The organism is Psychrobacter sp. YGAH215 (genome assembly GCF_007280595.1).
Classification (GTDB): domain Bacteria; phylum Pseudomonadota; class Gammaproteobacteria; order Pseudomonadales; family Moraxellaceae; genus Psychrobacter; species Psychrobacter faecalis.
On the sequence record NZ_VKLR01000009.1, the window covers coordinates 1 to 16870 of the forward strand.

The following is a 16870-nucleotide window of genomic DNA, read 5'->3' on the forward strand; positions in this document are numbered from 1 at the left end:
GCTTGCAGACGGCAGTTTTTAGGTGGCAAAAGACTCAATAACCAGACCCTTTGGACTGAATACACCCAAGGGAAACAGACCTACAAACAACTGGCTGACAAGTATAGCTGTAGTCTTAAAACCATTCAAAGACGCTTAGACAAAGTCAGTACCCAGTATCAAGTTAAACGACCGAATACTGCTAACATCATCATGGATACCACTTACTTCGGTCGTAAGTTCGGTTTAATGGTTTTTATGGACAATACCACTAAAGCCGTTCTTTACTACGCGATAGTCAGTCATGAAACCAACAGTGCCTACAAGCAAGGAATTGATCATCTAGCATCGTTAGGCGTTGATGTACAAAGCATTACCTGTGATGGTAGACGAGGACTGCGTACGTTATTTACCTACACCCCTTGCCAGATGTGCCAGTTCCATCAGGTACAAATAGTAACTCGCTATCTCACTCGTCGACCTAAGAATATCGCAAGTATTGAGCTTAGACGGCTCACTTTAGACTTAACACAGCTTAATAAAGCTGACTTCATAGAGCACTTAGATTATTGGTTGTTAACTCATGAAGACTATCTTAATGAGCGTAGTACCAATGAGGATACTGGTAGAAGTTGGTACACTCACAAACGTCTTAGAAGTGCTTATCGTAGTCTCAGAACCAATAGCGATTGGCTATTCACTTATCAAGAATATGGGCATTTAGATATACCAAATACCACCAATTCTCTTGAAGGGTTATTCAGTGAGTTAAAGCGACAATTACACAGTCATCACGGTCTAAATGAGCAGCGTAAGTTGCGGTTTATTAAAGACTTTTTAGGGTCAAAGTCACTCAAATAGCATGAATTATGTCCATTAGCGACTACCTTCTACTTTTTAGCATGAATTTTGTCCATTACACCTAGCTTGCTAAATATTCGGCCTAATTAGTAAATCTAAGTCCAGACGTTTTAAGCGCCCATACCAACTCAACAAAGGCACGGTTGTTGGTTAAAGGCTCGCCGTCGATGATAAGCACGTAGCCTGAGCCATCAATCCATAAAAATACAAAACTGGTTTCAGGAATCAACAAATCAACTTGCTGAAAGAAAGAAATCGCTTGGCTCTCTACCGCCCAGCCGCGCTGCTTTTGGCGCAGCATAAAGCCTGAAAAGTCCGCCGCCGCCACACTCAACATATCGGCTTCTTCTTGGCTATAGCCGGTACGTGTCAGACAAAACCCTTCATCAGAGCCTATAGCTGCGCGGCGTTTACCCGATAAGCTTGAAACCACATAAGGTAAAAATTGATCAAGCGGCAAATTTGGCGCGGGCAAAAATAACGACAGCTTTTCAACCCAGCCTTTTTCCAAAAAATCGTCTAGCCAAAAATTAGAATAAGTATCAAGCCATACCGACGCAAGCATGGTTTCATGCTGTGATAATAGAGCCTGAAGAGATAATTGTTCTTCAGTCGGCTCAGCTTGCGAGAAAGCTTCAAAAACACCAGCAGGGGTTAGGGTTACGTAGGTTTTATCAGCATTTAGAGTTGATAGCATAGGGTTTACCGTTTTAGTCCGTTTTTTATGATGATCTTGGAATGTTATGAAGCAATTTGCTCATCTACTCCTTTTTTCCATTTTTAATACGGGTTTGTTCGAATTGTTTTTGGCAGTTGTTCCAGCGCTCATCAAAAACCCAGCCACTTCTGCCCAATCGAAACCAAACCAATGAAAACGCTAGCCGATCGCTACGTGATATACAATGCGCAAAGAATTCATCTTCGATTCGTTCGATAATAACGCTATCTTCATTTTCTTTGGCTTGCATAAGCGCGGTGACGATATCGTTAGCGACATCTTTAGCATCATCGCTACTAATACGCAAACGTTGCCTATTGTTGTTGAGAGAGGGAGTGACCAATATGCTCCAACGTGTTGCAAACACACTGTTACGGTCAATATAATCAAATTTTTTGGTAAACTCGTAAAATGCCTGCTCTACTTCTGGCAGAAGTCTACCTTGAATACGATCCAGTATCTCTTCAAATATATAAGGAATATCGTACCAGCAGCCATAAAGGAAGTCTGCAAGAGCGCCTTGCAAAGGTTCTCTTTCATCTAATAAGAGAGCAGCATCAATCCGTTTTTCATGGTATTCAATATTATTTGGGCTCAAAAATACTTGACGAGAATAATAGCGAAAACTGTGACGCGCTGTGATTTCCATTTTTTTAGTAAAATCTAAGTCGATCATAATAGTCTCCTTTGTTGAATCATTAATCTATCTATTGTTTGTAGGCATGCATTTATCGAAACTTCAGTAGAAAATAACGACGATATAGTAAACAAATGAAATAACGGACTATCATCTTGTGACTGTAATACCACTTTAATAAATATCGAATACCTTTATAAAAATAGGATAAAACCAACAACTATCAGCTTGATATATCATGCTGACAGTTGTGTTCAAACGTTATTGTAAAGTTTCCATTAGATCTATCATGAACTCAGCGTCTTCTTCGCTCATAGCCTCAAAACCTTCTGCCATACCAAGCTCTGTTAGTGCAGCTTTGCCCTCATCATCTTTATGAAAGTCAAGAACCGCTTGCGTCAGCTCATCTTCTTTGTCAAAACCGTCTTTGACCAACAACACGTGACTGATGGTTGCCAAATCGCTTTCAATCAGTACCGTAAGCTGCATCTTGGTTAGACGTGATAAGCCATGAAAGACTTCTGCCAAAAACATAGCAGCCTGTGCTTCGTCTTTAATCACTTTTCTAGCAGCGGCCTGATAGTTCTCGGTCACCTCCCAGTTAAGGTCAGATTCTTCTAGATCGACAGCTTCAAGTAAACGCAAACCGATCAGCTTAACATCACGGTTGTCAGCCATAGCAACCGTAGCACCCTTGCTTAAGTCTTCTAGAGTATTAATAGCGCTTTTTTCAGCGGCGGCGATGACCATTTCATCAGACTTACCGATGGGACGGGCAATAGCACGATAGCCTTTTTCACGAATTAAAGTGGCAGCGTCGAATGGATTGGCATAGATTAAATCGATATTACCTGCATTGATTTTTTCTTCTTGTTCAGTATAAGAGGCAGGTGTTACTAGATGTAGATGCATATCTGCTCGTTTTTGCATCAGAGTATTAAACATATGCCAGCCTGCAAAACGCTCAGGAGAAAAGTCAGGGGCAATTAACATATTATAGGTATGCTCACTCATGGCTTAACCCTCCTCATTCTGGTTCATTTGAGCATACTGGACAGTGGCAGCCTCAATCTTGCTACGTGATGGCTTACGGCGTACCGAGGTATAACCAACAGTCTCACCGCGGCGCACATTAGGTACGACTGTGGCATAAACCCAATAATGACTACCGTCTTTACATAGGTTTTTGACATAACCATGCCATTTATTCCCAGCTTGAACCGTATCCCATAGGTCTTTATAAGCGGCTCTTGGCATATCAGGATGACGCAAGATGGATTGTGGCTGACCGATAAGCTCGTCTTCGCTGTAGCCACTAATCTCGACAAAGGCGTCATTGACATGGGTCAACATACCGTCCAAGTCAGTACGTGAGACGATAAGCTTGCCGTCCGGATATGGGCGCTCAATATTGGTGTCATAAAGTACTCTTGAGGTACCGTCATGATAAGTATGCGCAATTTCTTCAGCTGCGCCGTTAGGCTTTTGGTCGGGTAGAGATGCACCCATAAAGACCTCCTTAATTGCGGTTATACATAGTAGTGAAGCTCATACCATAAAATCAATAACCTAAGCCAGATAGAAAAGATCTAGCTCACAGCACTAATTTTGGGGCTTGAGTAACCTCTATGAATAAAACAATAGTAGTAAATTATTAGATGAGCTTAGATAAGGCGACAGCCGCACGTTTGATGTCTAAAAAGATCAAACCAAGCTTGGCATTTGGTTTTGCCATAACGGTCAAAACAGCTTCATCCCCAGCAGAAGTTGTAATGACATAACCCTTTTCACCTTGGATCATAATGCGGTCAATATCGCCACGAGCTAATTCTTTACCCGCACGATCACCTAACGATAATAAGGCAGCAGACATAGCACCAACACGGTCATCGTCAATACCTGCTGGTAGTGCTGAGGCTATCACAAGACCATCATTAGAGATGAGAGCAGATGCTTCAACATCAGCTGATGAGCCATTTAGATCCTCTAGTATTTGTTGAAAATTTTCTGTACGCATAACGATTTCTCCGTGACGAATAAATAAGGGGATAATTGGGATTGGGGATTTGCTGATTTTAGTCTTCGACTAGTGAACAATATTATAAACTCTTACTGTTACTATTGATAGGGCAGAGCGCTATTTAACGCCTTAATATCGCGCATTTTTTACTACTTAATCTTATCTCACCACCGTTTATCGCAATTTTATTATAATTAATAAATAAAAGTTGGCATATTTTAAGTTATTTAGTATTTTTATTTTCCATTAATGTGTTTTTTTTCCTATAGTCTAAGTAGCAAGTAAAGCAATCAAAGGGTTATTTAAGACGACAATGTTGCACAAAATTACCGTAAATCACTCAAATAATAGCGGTCATTTTTTTGACTAACGAGTTTTCACGGCAGGTTTATTGATAGATTATAATGAAATAAATATCCTTTATAAATTTTGATGATGGTGATATTTACTAGACTTATACGGCAAAAAAATGCTATATAGTTATGAGATAAAAATTGTTTGTGCTTCTGGGTTTACGATTTAGAGACACATTCAGTTGGCTTCTAATCTCCCAGTTTCTATATTTACTAGCGTATAGAAACGATTTCAATCTCACATTGGTGTTTTAAATCCCATCGTTTGTATTTAAGCGATAAAACACCCACGTGAATCAGCACGATGACCATTTTTACCCTAAGGAACCTATATGAGTATCAGTCAGGCAATCGAAAAAGTCGAAGCACGTTACGCCCATCAACCTGAATTTATTCAGGCGGTAAAAGAAGTTGCAATCACCATTGCTCCGCTATACGACGCCCATCCGGAATATGATACGTTCAAAATATTTGAGCGTCTTGTCGAGCCTGACCGTGTTATCGCTTTTCGTATCAACTGGGAAAACGATAAGGGTGAAGTGCAGGTCAACCGCGGCTGGCGTGTACAATTCAGCAATGCCTTAGGCCCTTATAAAGGCGGGATCCGCTTTCATCCTACCGTCAACCAATCGGTCCTTAAGTTCTTAGGTTTTGAGCAAATTTTCAAAAACGCCTTAACTGGCTTGCCGATGGGCGGCGGTAAAGGTGGCGCTGATTTTGATCCTAAAGGTAAGTCTGACAGTGAAATCCGCCGTTTTTGCTATGCCTTTATGCGTGAGCTGCATCCATATGTCAGTAAAGACATCGATGTACCGGCAGGCGATATCGGCGTCGGTGGACGTGAAGTCAGCTATATGTTTGCGATGTATAAGAATCTAACCCGTGAGCACGGCGGTGTCTTGACCGGTAAAGGCGTGGGTTTTGGTGGTAGCTTAATGCGTACCGAAGCGACCGGCTATGGCGCAGTTTATTTCTTAGAAAACATGCTTGCCGCTCAAAACGATAACATCAAAGGCAAAAAAGTGTTGGTATCAGGTGCCGGTAACGTCTCACTCCACGCCGCTGAAAAAGCCCACATGCTGGGTGCAACAGTACTAACGGTATCTGACTCACAAGGTACGCTGCACGATGCAAACGGTATGGACCAAGAAAAAATCAACTGGCTAAAAGAGCAAAAAGCCCAAAGTAAGCCGTTGTGTGATTATGTCGATGTATTCGGCGGTGAATGGTTGGCTAAGCAAAAACCTTGGCATATCAAAGGTGATATTGCCATTCCATCAGCGACCCAAAACGAAGTTGATGAGGACGATGCCAAATTAATGGTTGAAAACGGCATTAAATATATTGCTGAAGGCGCTAACATGCCACTGACCGCTGATGCGATTGACTATGTGCGTTTGCACCGCGTCCACTATGCACCAGGTAAAGCGGCCAACGCAGGCGGGGTCGCGGTATCGGGTCTTGAGATGTCACAAAACTCTGTACGTCAATATAAAACCTTTGAAGAAGTCGATGAGCGCTTAAAGTGCATTATGAAAAATATCCACGACTGCGCCGCTGACGCTTCAGAAAAATATAACCAGACCGATAACGGTTATATCGACTATATGGCAGGGGCAAATATCGTTGGTTTTAAACGCGTTGCTGATGCCTTATGTGCTTATGGTATCTTGAACTAAACTTGTCTTAATACGAAAGCAGTTTTTCATAAACCGCGCTTATCTAAGAGGATAGGCGCGGTTTTTTTGACTGCAAACAATGATGATACATTAGGATACTTTTTTGCTGCACAGGTCTATCTCATCAGCGTTATGATAAGAAAAGCGGTAGAGTTGAATAAAAAATACGGTAAACAAAATCGATAGTAATAAATAAAAATATGAATCAGGAGACGATATGATGAATAAAATTCTCAAAGGTTTTAAGCTAACAACATTGGGTGCTTGTCTGACATTAGCCTTGACGACGGGCGTCATAACTACAGCCGCCAGTGCCGCTACTAATGTAGACGAAGTACGCGCCGCGCAAGCCGCGAAAATTAGCTTAAAGCAAGCCATTACTATCGCCAGTAAATCAGCTTCTGGTATTTTAATCAGTGCCGATTTTGATGAGGATGATAGCGATGCCATTGGCAAAGGTGGCGTCTATGAATTAGAATTCAGTACCGATAGCGTCAATTATGAAATCAAAGTAGATGCCAATACAGGTAAAATTGTAAAAAAGGAAACGGATCGTCTTGATGGCGATGATATCAACGTTTACCAAGTTCAGAAAAAAGCGAAAATCGATATTATGAAGGCTATTAATATCGCTGAAAAACAAACGGGTGGTAAGATATTAGAAATTGAATTTGAGAATGATCGCGATTATGCCAATCATACGGCGTATTATAAAGCTGACCTATTAAAAGGTAACAAGATCGTCAGCATCAATGTCGACGCTAACAGTGGTAAAACATTTGCCAATAAGTTCAAAAAGTAGCAGTTATTTTGATAAAAATAGTATAAAAGACATCAGTCATAGGGTTGATGTCTTTTTTATTGAAAACGGCTTATTTACTACGCGAGCACTTAATATAATAAACGCTCAATATAAGTATAACCAAAGTAAGCTCGTCTTACCCTTATTATGAATAAGTAGCTTCATCAAGGAGTTTCATCTAAAAAGCCGCTATATAAAGCCTTATAAATGAGTAAAGCTTAAGAATCTTACGCATACTCACTGTTTTTGTACGTTTATTCTTACCCAACTGCGCTAGTATATGAGCAAGTCATGGTTGCATAAGTAGGATTGCCGTTAAAAATATTATGAATATTAACCGTCACTTAGCCTATTTGATGCAACATAATAGAAAAATAGTATTGAAAAATAGCTGCAGTATCCTCAAATCGGGAAGCCAAAGCCAAGCATGACAGCCAATAGGCACAATTTTTCGTCAAGACTGCTTGTAATGCTTTCACCCTATTTATTGGTTTGCTACTTTTTGCCTTATTCACCTACTTTATAAGGACGTCTTATGAAACGTCGTACGCTTTTAGCCTTTGTCGCCAGTACGGTATTACTTGCCGCTTGTAATCAGTCACCTACTACTGATGCCGATACCAATGCAGCCGATAGTGTGGCGACTGGTGGTTCTGATTTGCTCCAACGTATCAATAATGGCGGCACTATTAACGTCGGTACTGAAGGTACGTATCCGCCGTTCACCTATCATGATGAGAGCGGTAAGCTGACCGGTTATGATGTCGAAGTAACGCGGGCGGTTGCTGATAAACTTGGGGTGGATGTTGAATTTAAAGAAACCCAGTGGGATGCCATGCTAGCAGGTTTGGATTCAAAACGTTTTGACATGGTTGCCAATCAGGTAGGTTTGACCACGCCTGAGCGCTTAGCGAAATATGATAAAGCGACTGAATATAGCTGGTCAGGCGCTGTAGTGTTGGCACCGACTGATGACAATCGTTATAGCTCGTGGGAAGCGCTAAAAGGACTGCGTTCTGCACAGTCGCTTAGCAGTAATTATGGTGAGCTGGCAGAGCGTTATGAAGCTGAAATCGTTCCCGTCGATGGTATGGCGCAAGCGATTCAGTTGGTCAAACAAGGCCGCGCTGACTTTACTATGAATGACAACCTTGCCGTATTGGACTATCTAAAAAAATTCCCAGACGCCAATCTTGAGATTAAATTGGTTGCGCCTGCCAGTGAGCAGACGGGTTCGGGCTTGGTGCTGCTCAAAGGAGATGACGCGGTTGTTGAAAAACTCAATGGCGCCATGGCTGAGCTAAAAGCTGACGGCACGCTAACCAAACTTAGCGAAGAATTCTTCGGTGCTGATATAAGTCAACAAAAATAATGCTAGCGTCTATAACCTCAGTATTAAGCGATTTATTGGCACTATTGCCCTTTATGGATGCTGCACGCGCCCAAATCGTTATCAACTCATTTTGGCCAATGCTCAAAGGCGGTATTTATTATTCGATACCGCTGGCATTGATATCATTTGCGATTGGAATGGTGATTGCGCTGACGGTAGCTTTGATTCGCATCGTGCCGCGTGCAGGATGGTTCCATGAGATACTTTATCGGCTTGCTCGTATCTATGTGTCTGCCATTCGCGGTACGCCGATGTTGGTGCAGCTATTTATTATCTTTTATGGCTTGCCAAGTGTTGGCGTGAAGCTCGACCCATTTCCGTCAGCGATTATCGCCTTTTCGTTGAACATTGGCGCTTATGCGTCGGAAACGGTGCGTGCGTCGATTCTGTCTATTCCAAAAGGTCAATGGGAAGCGGGCTCCACAGTTGGTTTAACCTATCTACAAACCTTTCGCCATGTGATTTTGCCGCAAGCGCTGCGGGTGTCGGTACCGCCATTGTCCAATACCTTTATCAGTTTGGTAAAAGACACGTCTTTGGCGTCATTGGTGCTGGTCACGGAGCTGTTTAAACAGGCGCAAATCATTACCGCCCGTAATTATGAGTTTATGCTGGTTTATACTGAAGCGGCGTTTATTTATTGGGCAATTTGTCTGTTTTTAACCTTTATTCAGGGCAAACTTGAAACCAGACTTGATCGTTATGTGGCGAAATAATTTTTGCTAAAAAATATAGCCATCTTGTCGTTTTTTACCATCAGCGTTTTTTCATTTGTAAGCGGAAACCTCTATGATTCAAGTCACTAATATCCACAAAGCCTTTGGTAGCAATCAAGTGCTCAAAGGCATCGACTTGTCCATTGAAAAAGGCAAGGTAGTGGTCATCTTGGGTCCATCAGGGTCGGGTAAAACCACGTTTTTGCGCTGTCTGAATGCGTTAGAGATTCCTGATCAAGGGGTAATTGCATTTGATGATGGCAGCTTGACCGTCGACTTTGCCACCAAGCCAAAAAAGAAAACCTTACTCGCTTTGCAACGTAAGTCAGGCATGGTATTTCAGTCTTATAATTTATTTCCGCATAAGTCAGCCATTGAGAATTTGATGCTTGGGCCGACGGTGGTACAAGGACAAAGTAAAGCGCAAGCGCGCGAGCAAGCGTTGGCGTTACTTGATAAAGTCGGCTTATCGGATAAAGCAGATTTGTATCCGTTTCAGTTGTCTGGTGGTCAGCAGCAGCGTATTGGTATTGCTCGTGCGCTGGCGATTGAGCCGTCATTGTTGCTATTTGATGAGCCAACCTCGGCGCTTGATCCAGAGTTGGTACAAGATGTGCTTGGAACGATGAAGCAGTTAGCTTCTGAAGGTTGGACGATGGTGGTGGTGACCCATGAGATTAATTTTGCGCGTGATGTTGCTGACCATGTGGTCTTGATTGAAGACGGTCACATAGTCGAAGAGGGTAGCGCCAAGCAGCTATTTGAAGATTCAACGCATCCACGCACGCAAGCGTTTTTGCAGCGTATCGAGCAGTAGTTCATTTTGAAAAAAGACTGGCTTCTAAATAGCCAGTCTTTTTTATTGTATAGTAAGTGAAAAGCAATACCGTAGCGTTTTTAGGACATTTTGACTACACCTTTATGCTTTTTTAACATTAGCCTTTTAAAACCCTGCATTACACCTGCAATAAAAAATTCGTTAATAAACGCTTCGCCCCCTCAGTCGCAAACGACTCTGGGTGAAATTGCACACCTTGTATCGGGTAGTCAGTGTGCGCAAGTCCCATAATCTCATCACCTGCGACCGCTGCATCTGTCAGTCTTAAGTCATGATGGGCGTCATTACTCACGACGGCGGTAACAGTTAAGCAATCTGGTAACGTATCTGCCTTTACCATCAAAGAGTGATAGCGCATGATTTCTATCTCTTGTGGCAAGCCTTGATAGACACCTGCATTATCATGGCGAATGGCTGAGACTTTGCCATGCATTGGTACGCTGGCTCGTACCACTTCGCCGCCAAAGACATGCGCAATGCCCTGCATGCCCAAGCAAACGCCCAATAGCGGCGTCGTCTTGCCCATAACCTCAATCACTTCGGCGCAAATACCAAAATAGGCCGAGTCGTCAGGCGCGCCAGGGCCGGGTGAGATGATAATGCGGTCAAGATTCATCGCCTGTACGTCAGCCAAGGTAATTTCGTTATTACGTTTGACGATGACATTTGCCGCTTGTTTAGCGCCGTCTTTATCACCATCCATGGTCTGTAAAATCTCGCCAATATATTGATAAAGGTTAAAGGTAAACGAGTCGTAGTTATCGATAATTAAAACATTCATAAGGCATAAGCTCTTTAGCAAAAGTACAATGGATTCACGCTGTCATAAAGCTGTCTAACACCACTTTCATCGCTGACAGCTTACGCTGGATTTCTAAGTATTCATCAGCAGGATTGGAGTCGTAAACATTGCCGCCGCAAGTTTGCGCATAAGCCGACTCACCATTGATAAATAGACTGCGAATAGGAATGGCAAAAATACAATCACCATTAAAATTAAAGGAGCCTAGCGCGCCGCCATAAGCACCGCGGCCATCAGGCTCAAGCTCATTAATCACTTTAATGGCTTCCACTTTTGGCGCCCCTGATAAAGTACCGGCGGGGAAGTTGCTGGCAAGGGCGCTAAACATGTCTTCATCGGGATGCAAAATTCCGACGATTTCAGAAGAAATGTGCTGCACGTGTGAGAAGCGTTTGATATCCATGAGGCTACGCACCTTTACCGTACCAAATTGTGCGACACGGCCGATATCGTTGCGATGCAAGTCGACCAGCATATTGTGCTCGGCAATCTCTTTGGCATCATTCAGTAGCGCGCGGGCAAGCTTACGGTCTTCTGCGATATCGACGCCGCGCTTAGCAGTGCCCGCTAATGGGTAGGTTTCCATCTCACCTTGACGTAAGCGAAACAGCAGCTCAGGGGAGGCGCCAATGATGCATTGCTGAGCAAATTTCATAAAGTACATATGCGGTGACGGATTGACCGCGCGCAGCTTTTCATAAATCGGCATCTTATCACCGCTAATACAATATTTAGATTTAAAGCCGACTTCGCACTGAAAGATGCGCCCAGAGATGATGTCTTCTTTGACTTGCAGCACCGCTTTGGCGTGCTCATCTTGACTCATGCCATCACCCAAAAACTCTACCGAGGGTGGTTCATAATTGGGGATGGGCGCGTCAAGTAAGGCTTTGATTTGCTCTATACGGTTGTCTTGTTGTTCAGTTGGATAGTAAAAATAGAATATTTCGCCGGTCATCTTATCAAGCGTTAAGCCATCTAAATACACACCAAATTTGAAGGGTTCGAAATCATCACTGGCTTTGGCGTTGAGACTTGGCTCAAAAAAATTGACACTGTCATAACCCAAGTAGCCAACCAGTCCGCCGCTTTGGTCGCGCGCAATAACGTGCTGCGGGGTGATGCTGCGTAATAGCTGATAAGGATTGTCAGTTTGATAATGTGTGGTTTCGGCGGTTTTATTATCAGTAATTGCTAAGGTGGTACGGTCGATAGCGGCAATAGTCATCACTGGGTCAAAACCAATGGCATGGTGGCGCGCCATATGTCCATCCTCGCCCAATGATTCAAGCAAATAACAAGTCTCAAAAGCGCGCTCAATACGCTTAAATAACGCAAAAAAATCTATATCCTGCGTGAGTTTGATACGCTGTGGTTTGCTAGGAATATCGATAGCAGCAGGTTGGTCAGGCTTGGAAGTAGAAGCGGTCATAACGATGTCCAAAATAGTTCAATGATTTATCAAAAAAATAAGGCAGAATGAAATTATGTTTTTGCCCAATTAAGCGTCTTTTTTATGCGTATTTTCTCTATGAGTTTTAAGTAGGGCGCTCACATCGTGACTTTGCATGGCTTTCGCACCGCGCGAGACAGTGGCGATACCGACGCCGAGCTGCTCAGATATCTCACGCTGGGTGATACCGCGCTCTAACAAATCAAAAATACGGATGCGATTGGCGATTTCTTGTTGTTCTTTATCGGTCAATAGCGCAGTAAATAGCTCGTCGATAGCGCTACTATCGTGACAGCTGGCCAAATGAGTTAATAGACTGTGATAAGGATTGGCGCTCATAATATATAATCTTAGTAAGAGAAAGGATAATAAGCAAAATATTGTTTCGTTTCAGTATTCTAGTACAGTAGTACAAGAAAAACAAGTAACGTGTTTGGACGTTTAGCGTTATTTGTTTAACGCTTGATGTTGAAGGTTAAATTGAAAATAAAAATAAAAGCCAGCGCATGGTGATATGCTGGCTTTTAGGTCATTTATAATTTTAGATAAATTAACGCTGTGGACGTATAAACGGCATGTGTCTATTTACGTCTTTATAGAGTAAATACCTAAATGGACCAGGGCCCCCGGCGTAACAAGATTGCGGGCAAAATGCGCGTAGCCACATAAAATCACCTGCTTCAACTTCGACCCATTCACCGTTTAAGTGATAGACGGCTTTACCTTCTAGCACATATAAACCATGTTCCATGACATGGGTTTCATCAAACGGAATCACGCCGCCTGGTTGAAAAGTAACGATATTGACGTGCATATCGTGACGCATATCAGACTGTTCGGTAAATCTCGTGGTTTTCCAAACACCATTGGTTTCTGGCATCTCAATCGCTTCAACATCATGATCGCTGGTGACAAAGGCTTCTGGCGCATCAAGTCCTTCTACAAACTGATAGGCTTTGCGAATCCAGTGAAATTTAACAGGCTCATTACTATTATTTTTTAGCGTCCATTGACAGGCAGGTGGTAAGAAAGCATAACCACCGGCTTCAAGATGATGGGCTACGCCTTCGATAGTAATATCCATCTCACCTTCAACGACAAACAGCACGGCTTCGGCATTAGTGTCGAGCTCAGGCTTGTCGGAGCCGCCGTTTGGGGCGACTTCAACGATGTACTGTGAAAAAGTTTCTGCAAAACCGCTTAAAGGACGCGCAATCACCCACATGCGCATACCTTCCCAAAACGGCAGGTAGCTAATCACAATATCGGTGAGCACCCGTTTGGGGATAATCGCATACGCTTCGGTAAAAATAGCGCGGTCAGATAACAGTTGCGTTTGCGGCGGTAAGCCGCCAGTTGGGGCGTAATAGGTACTTTTAATTGGCATTATTAATAATCCTTAGGGGGTTTTGCTGTGTTAAATTAGTGTCTATCTTCAAGAGATAAAGGGTGAGTACGGCTGTTTAAGTCTTATTTTCATTTAAGCAAGGCATTAAAAATAGCTTAAATAGTTCAGCTTAGTCTGCGATTTGTGTATTTGGTTCGGCTTGTTCATTTGCTACTTCAATATTCACTTGCCAATCATCAATGGCCAGCTCGTAGCAGTTATTACCCTCACCATTGATACGGTCAATGACCAAAAAATCTGAGTCGCGACCAAGTGCCAGCAGCGGATGATGCCAGACATTGGCATCGTATTGCACGCCTTGATGCGATTTGGCATAAAACACTGATAAATCAGCGGCCGAACGTGGTGGTTCACCAGCTTGTGCGACGACGACAATATAATCTTGACCATTCATCGAAAAAAACGCTTGCGACCCAAAGGGATGATACTCCATCACCGATAAGGCGATAGGCAGTTCGCGCTTTTTGGCACGAAAGATACTGAAGCCAACATCGCCGCCGTCAAGCGTAGCCTGCGTAATCGCATGATGTCGACACGCATAACCTTTATTAATAAAGAAGCAGTTTTCAGAGGTCTGCTCTTCTTTGTCATAGGGTTCAATCACCGTACCATAAGGTGCAAATTCGGCCTTGGTTAAAGGCCTCGCGATAATTGTGGTAGTCATGATGTCACCTTTTGTTTAATGAGCAGTTTTATGTATTTAGTTTAGCTAGCGCCAGATGATTACATCCAGTTGGCGATGTTATCGTCAGTAGCTGGATGGTTTTCATACCAGTGTTTAGCAATGTCATCGCGGCGGCATATCCAGACATCGGGTTTGCTAGTAATGTATTGCAAGAACTTTTTGAGGGCAGTGATGCGGCCCGCACGGCCAATGATGCGGCAGTGCAAACCGATGGTCAGCATTTTGGGTTCGTTTTTACCATTTTTATCGCCCTCTTCGTATAAGGTATCAAAGCTGTCCTTTAAGTATTGATAAAAAGGCTCAGCATTGGTAAAACCAGGGCTTGAAGCAAAGCGCATGTCATTGGTCTCTAAGGTATAAGGAATCACCAAATGCGGTTTACGAGTGATTTTATCACCATTTTCTACTTTTACATTTAGCCAGTAGGGCAGCTCGTCAGCATAAGAGTCTGAATCATAGATATAACCGCCTTGTTCAGCGACCAGCTCACGCGTGTTGGGACTATCGCGGCCGGTATACCAACCAAGCGGCTGACGACCAAGCATACGCTCGAAGATTTCGGTGGCGCGGCGCACGTGTTCGCGTTCCGTTTCGCGATACATGTATTGATAAGTAATCCAGCGTAGCCCGTGACTGGCGATTTCGTGACCATCTTCTAGCACGCGCTCGATAATATGCGGCGTTTTTTCAGCAGCGGCGGCGCAGGTAAAGGTAGTGATGGGCAGGCCATACTCTTTAAAGGTATCTAACACGCGCCAAACGCCCACGCGGCTACCATACTCAAAGGCGGATTCGATAGATTGGTGGCGATTGTTAAATTCGGGCGTACCTAGTACATCCGATAAAAAGCGCTCCGATTGACCATCGCCATGAATGACGCTATTTTCCGCGCCTTCTTCAATGTTTAATACAAACTGTACGGCAATTTTCGCGCCGCCCGGCCAATTGGCATTTGGCGGATTGCCTGCATAGCCTTTTAAATCACGCGGGTAGGTGCCGTGATTAAAATCACTGGTTATTTTTTGACTCATTTTTAAACTATCCTAAATACAATAAAGCAAATTAAAGGTGAGTATTTCTACTGTCGGCTCATTAACTAATTATCTGACTAAATAACTGTCTCATTAAATAACTATAGCCCTGAAGCGTAAGCGACGAGTTGTTGGCGTTCTGCATCGGTCAATTGAGTGAGATTGCCCAGTGGCATATAGCCAGTTTGTACCGCTGTGACAATTTTGTCTTGATGGATTTTCATATCTGCTGGCGTCTGCAAAATGATGCCCGCTGGCGGTGCGGCAAATCCTTGCTGGGTTGGCTGCGCCGCGTGGCAAGTGGTACAACGGGTGTAGACGATATCCATAATGGCATCATCTGCTGAGGCAGTCACAGGTACGACTTCGGTAGCCGCTTCATTGGCAGCGCCAGTTTCGGTAGCAGCACTCATTTCCGAGTTATCGGCTGAACCAGCAGTAACTGGTGGCGTAGTGTCCGATGTAGTGTCTGGTGTAGCGTTTGCTGTAGAAACAGAGGCACTAGCAGCGGGTAATGGCTCAACAGGGGCAGGACGCATCCAAATAATCAATAATACTGTTGCTAATGCCGGAATCCAGAGGAATTTTGGCTTGTGATGCCCCAAGTGTTTTTGATTAAAATAATGACGTACCGTTGCTGTGATGATACCGACAAATACCAACACCAACCAACCGTGCGCATGTGAATACATCATCGGATAGTGGTTGCTAATCATGGTAAAGATAAGCGGCAGGGTAAAGTAGTTATTCATCAGCGAGCGGTTTTTTGCTTGTAGCGCCAAATCCGCCACTTCTTTGCCGGGCTTCACACCGCGGCGCACACAATCTACCAACGCGCGCTGAGCAGGCATAATACCAAAGAAGACGTTCCCCGCCATTACCGTCCCTAAAATGGCACCAATATGAATAAATGAAGCGCGATCACTAAATAGCTGATAAGAGCCCCAGCAAGCGATCACTAGTAATATAAAGATAATACTGCTAAAAATCAGCGAGTTTTTACCAAGACGACTACGAACAATCACTTCATACAGAAAGTAGCTACCAAATAAAAACAATAAGCTGGTCGAAATCGCGCCGATACTGCTGCCAAAAGCGACTTTACTGGGATCAATCAGATAGGCAGTCGCATTGAAATAATAAACGATAGCCAGCATCGCCATGCCAGTAAGCCAAGTGGTATAAGCTTCCCATTTAAACCAATGCAGGGTTTTTGGCATCTCTTCTGGTTCAAGCTTATATTTGGCTATTTCATAAAAGCCGCCGCCATGTACCGCCCATAAGTCACCGGATATACCCTTGTCCGCCTTCCACTGTGGCGGCTTACGTAAACTCATGTCTAGCCAAACAAAGTAAAAGGAGGCGCCAATCCACGCCACGCCAGCGATGACGTGAAACCAGCGGAAAAATAAAGCGACCCAGTCGAGAAGATATGCACCCATGCGCGAATTGTCCTTTTCTTTGCAATACTTTTTTATTCAATGTTTGGTTCAGC

Annotated in this window: 18 protein-coding genes; 6 read left to right on the top strand and 12 right to left on the bottom strand. The window is 43.5% G+C overall.

The genetic code is table 11. The features are described 5' to 3' along the window. A partial coding sequence (locus FOR85_RS04950) for a hypothetical protein (RefSeq protein WP_223808515.1) occupies nt 1–840 on the top strand: 840 nt, incomplete at its 5' end. Nucleotides 841–922: 82 nt separating this feature from the next. On the opposite strand, the gene FOR85_RS04955 is transcribed toward FOR85_RS04950, so the two are convergent. The 5 genes from FOR85_RS04955 to FOR85_RS04975 all read right to left on the bottom strand — a co-directional run bounded on the left by FOR85_RS04955 (nt 923) and on the right by FOR85_RS04975 (nt 4212). Further along, on the bottom strand, nt 923–1537 hold the full coding sequence (locus FOR85_RS04955; protein WP_144296984.1) for a hypothetical protein: 615 nt from the start codon (nt 1535–1537) through the stop codon (nt 923–925). A gap of 64 nt (nt 1538–1601) precedes the next feature. Further along, entirely contained in the window at nt 1602–2234 is a 633-nt protein-coding gene (locus tag FOR85_RS04960) for a hypothetical protein (protein WP_144296985.1), read from the bottom strand. Between the two features lie 222 nt (nt 2235–2456). Beyond that, a complete protein-coding gene (locus FOR85_RS04965) occupies nt 2457–3209 on the bottom strand; it encodes a phosphate/phosphite/phosphonate ABC transporter substrate-binding protein (protein WP_144296986.1) in 753 nt (250 codons plus the stop codon). Nucleotides 3210–3212: 3 nt separating this feature from the next. After that, the gene (locus FOR85_RS04970) at nt 3213–3704 is read right to left on the bottom strand and encodes a PAS domain-containing protein (protein WP_144296987.1); all 492 of its coding nucleotides are present in this window, start codon (nt 3702–3704) and stop codon (nt 3213–3215) included. Between the two features lie 145 nt (nt 3705–3849). Then, entirely contained in the window at nt 3850–4212 is a 363-nt protein-coding gene (locus FOR85_RS04975) for a roadblock/LC7 domain-containing protein (protein WP_144296988.1), read from the bottom strand. A gap of 688 nt (nt 4213–4900) precedes the next feature. Between FOR85_RS04975 and gdhA the strand changes: the two genes are divergently transcribed. The 5 genes from gdhA to FOR85_RS05000 all read left to right on the top strand — a co-directional run bounded on the left by gdhA (nt 4901) and on the right by FOR85_RS05000 (nt 9975). Further along, entirely contained in the window at nt 4901–6247 is a 1347-nt protein-coding gene (gene gdhA, locus FOR85_RS04980; protein WP_144296989.1) for an NADP-specific glutamate dehydrogenase, read from the top strand. Nucleotides 6248–6464: 217 nt separating this feature from the next. Beyond that, a complete protein-coding gene (locus FOR85_RS04985; protein WP_144296990.1) occupies nt 6465–7049 on the top strand; it encodes a PepSY domain-containing protein in 585 nt (194 codons plus the stop codon). Between the two features lie 535 nt (nt 7050–7584). After that, nucleotides 7585–8421: an amino acid ABC transporter substrate-binding protein gene (locus FOR85_RS04990; RefSeq protein ID WP_144296991.1), complete on the top strand. Its 837-nt coding sequence runs from the start codon at nt 7585–7587 to the stop codon at nt 8419–8421. A 53-nt stretch (nt 8422–8474) separates the two neighbouring features. Next, nucleotides 8475–9158: an amino acid ABC transporter permease gene (locus FOR85_RS04995; protein ID WP_180952590.1), complete on the top strand. Its 684-nt coding sequence runs from the start codon at nt 8475–8477 to the stop codon at nt 9156–9158. 73 nt (nt 9159–9231) lie between these two features. Further along, nucleotides 9232–9975, top strand: coding sequence for an amino acid ABC transporter ATP-binding protein (locus FOR85_RS05000; RefSeq protein ID WP_102077631.1), 744 nt, complete (start codon nt 9232–9234; stop codon nt 9973–9975). Nucleotides 9976–10114: 139 nt separating this feature from the next. On the opposite strand, the gene FOR85_RS05005 is transcribed toward FOR85_RS05000, so the two are convergent. From FOR85_RS05005 to FOR85_RS05035, 7 genes are all read right to left on the bottom strand, one after another. Continuing rightward, complete coding sequence (locus FOR85_RS05005; protein ID WP_144296992.1) at nt 10115–10777, bottom strand: aminodeoxychorismate/anthranilate synthase component II; 663 nt, start codon at nt 10775–10777, stop codon at nt 10115–10117. Between the two features lie 34 nt (nt 10778–10811). Then, nucleotides 10812–12230 carry an anthranilate synthase component I family protein gene (locus tag FOR85_RS05010; protein WP_144296993.1) on the bottom strand — a complete coding sequence of 473 codons (1419 nt, stop codon included), beginning with the start codon at nt 12228–12230 and terminating at the stop codon, nt 10812–10814. A 69-nt stretch (nt 12231–12299) separates the two neighbouring features. Continuing rightward, entirely contained in the window at nt 12300–12590 is a 291-nt protein-coding gene (locus FOR85_RS05015; RefSeq protein ID WP_068407232.1) for a Trp family transcriptional regulator, read from the bottom strand. A gap of 211 nt (nt 12591–12801) precedes the next feature. Further along, the gene (locus FOR85_RS05020; RefSeq protein ID WP_068407228.1) at nt 12802–13638 is read right to left on the bottom strand and encodes a bifunctional allantoicase/(S)-ureidoglycine aminohydrolase; all 837 of its coding nucleotides are present in this window, start codon (nt 13636–13638) and stop codon (nt 12802–12804) included. A 130-nt stretch (nt 13639–13768) separates the two neighbouring features. Further along, nucleotides 13769–14323 (bottom strand): ureidoglycolate lyase, encoded by a 555-nt coding sequence (locus FOR85_RS05025; RefSeq protein WP_068407225.1) that lies wholly within the window; start codon nt 14321–14323, stop codon nt 13769–13771. Between the two features lie 59 nt (nt 14324–14382). Continuing rightward, on the bottom strand, nt 14383–15375 hold the full coding sequence (gene puuE / locus FOR85_RS05030) for an allantoinase PuuE (protein ID WP_144296994.1): 993 nt from the start codon (nt 15373–15375) through the stop codon (nt 14383–14385). Between the two features lie 101 nt (nt 15376–15476). Continuing rightward, complete coding sequence (locus FOR85_RS05035; protein ID WP_144296995.1) at nt 15477–16817, bottom strand: urate hydroxylase PuuD; 1341 nt, start codon at nt 16815–16817, stop codon at nt 15477–15479. Between the last annotated feature and the right edge of the window lie 53 nt (nt 16818–16870).

Bases quoted from the DNA above. Each gene is read 5' to 3' on its own strand.
- FOR85_RS04975 (WP_144296988.1), bottom strand. From the start codon at position 4,212: ATGCGTACAGAAAATTTTCAACAAATACTAGAGGATCTAAATGGCTCA.
- FOR85_RS05010 (WP_144296993.1), bottom strand. From the start codon at position 12,230: ATGACCGCTTCTACTTCCAAGCCTGACCAACCTGCTGCTATCGATATT.
- FOR85_RS04990 (WP_144296991.1), top strand. From the start codon at position 7,585: ATGAAACGTCGTACGCTTTTAGCCTTTGTCGCCAGTACGGTATTACTT.
- puuE (WP_144296994.1), bottom strand. From the start codon at position 15,375: ATGAGTCAAAAAATAACCAGTGATTTTAATCACGGCACCTACCCGCGT.
- FOR85_RS04995 (WP_180952590.1), top strand. From the start codon at position 8,475: ATGGATGCTGCACGCGCCCAAATCGTTATCAACTCATTTTGGCCAATG.
- FOR85_RS04965 (WP_144296986.1), bottom strand. From the start codon at position 3,209: ATGAGTGAGCATACCTATAATATGTTAATTGCCCCTGACTTTTCTCCT.
- FOR85_RS04960 (WP_144296985.1), bottom strand. From the start codon at position 2,234: ATGATCGACTTAGATTTTACTAAAAAAATGGAAATCACAGCGCGTCAC.
- FOR85_RS04985 (WP_144296990.1), top strand. From the start codon at position 6,465: ATGATGAATAAAATTCTCAAAGGTTTTAAGCTAACAACATTGGGTGCT.
- FOR85_RS05000 (WP_102077631.1), top strand. From the start codon at position 9,232: ATGATTCAAGTCACTAATATCCACAAAGCCTTTGGTAGCAATCAAGTG.
- FOR85_RS05020 (WP_068407228.1), bottom strand. From the start codon at position 13,638: ATGCCAATTAAAAGTACCTATTACGCCCCAACTGGCGGCTTACCGCCG.
- FOR85_RS05005 (WP_144296992.1), bottom strand. From the start codon at position 10,777: ATGAATGTTTTAATTATCGATAACTACGACTCGTTTACCTTTAACCTT.
- FOR85_RS04955 (WP_144296984.1), bottom strand. From the start codon at position 1,537: ATGCTATCAACTCTAAATGCTGATAAAACCTACGTAACCCTAACCCCT.
- FOR85_RS04970 (WP_144296987.1), bottom strand. From the start codon at position 3,704: ATGGGTGCATCTCTACCCGACCAAAAGCCTAACGGCGCAGCTGAAGAA.
- gdhA (WP_144296989.1), top strand. From the start codon at position 4,901: ATGAGTATCAGTCAGGCAATCGAAAAAGTCGAAGCACGTTACGCCCAT.
- FOR85_RS05035 (WP_144296995.1), bottom strand. From the start codon at position 16,817: ATGGGTGCATATCTTCTCGACTGGGTCGCTTTATTTTTCCGCTGGTTT.
- FOR85_RS05015 (WP_068407232.1), bottom strand. From the start codon at position 12,590: ATGAGCGCCAATCCTTATCACAGTCTATTAACTCATTTGGCCAGCTGT.
- FOR85_RS05025 (WP_068407225.1), bottom strand. From the start codon at position 14,323: ATGACTACCACAATTATCGCGAGGCCTTTAACCAAGGCCGAATTTGCA.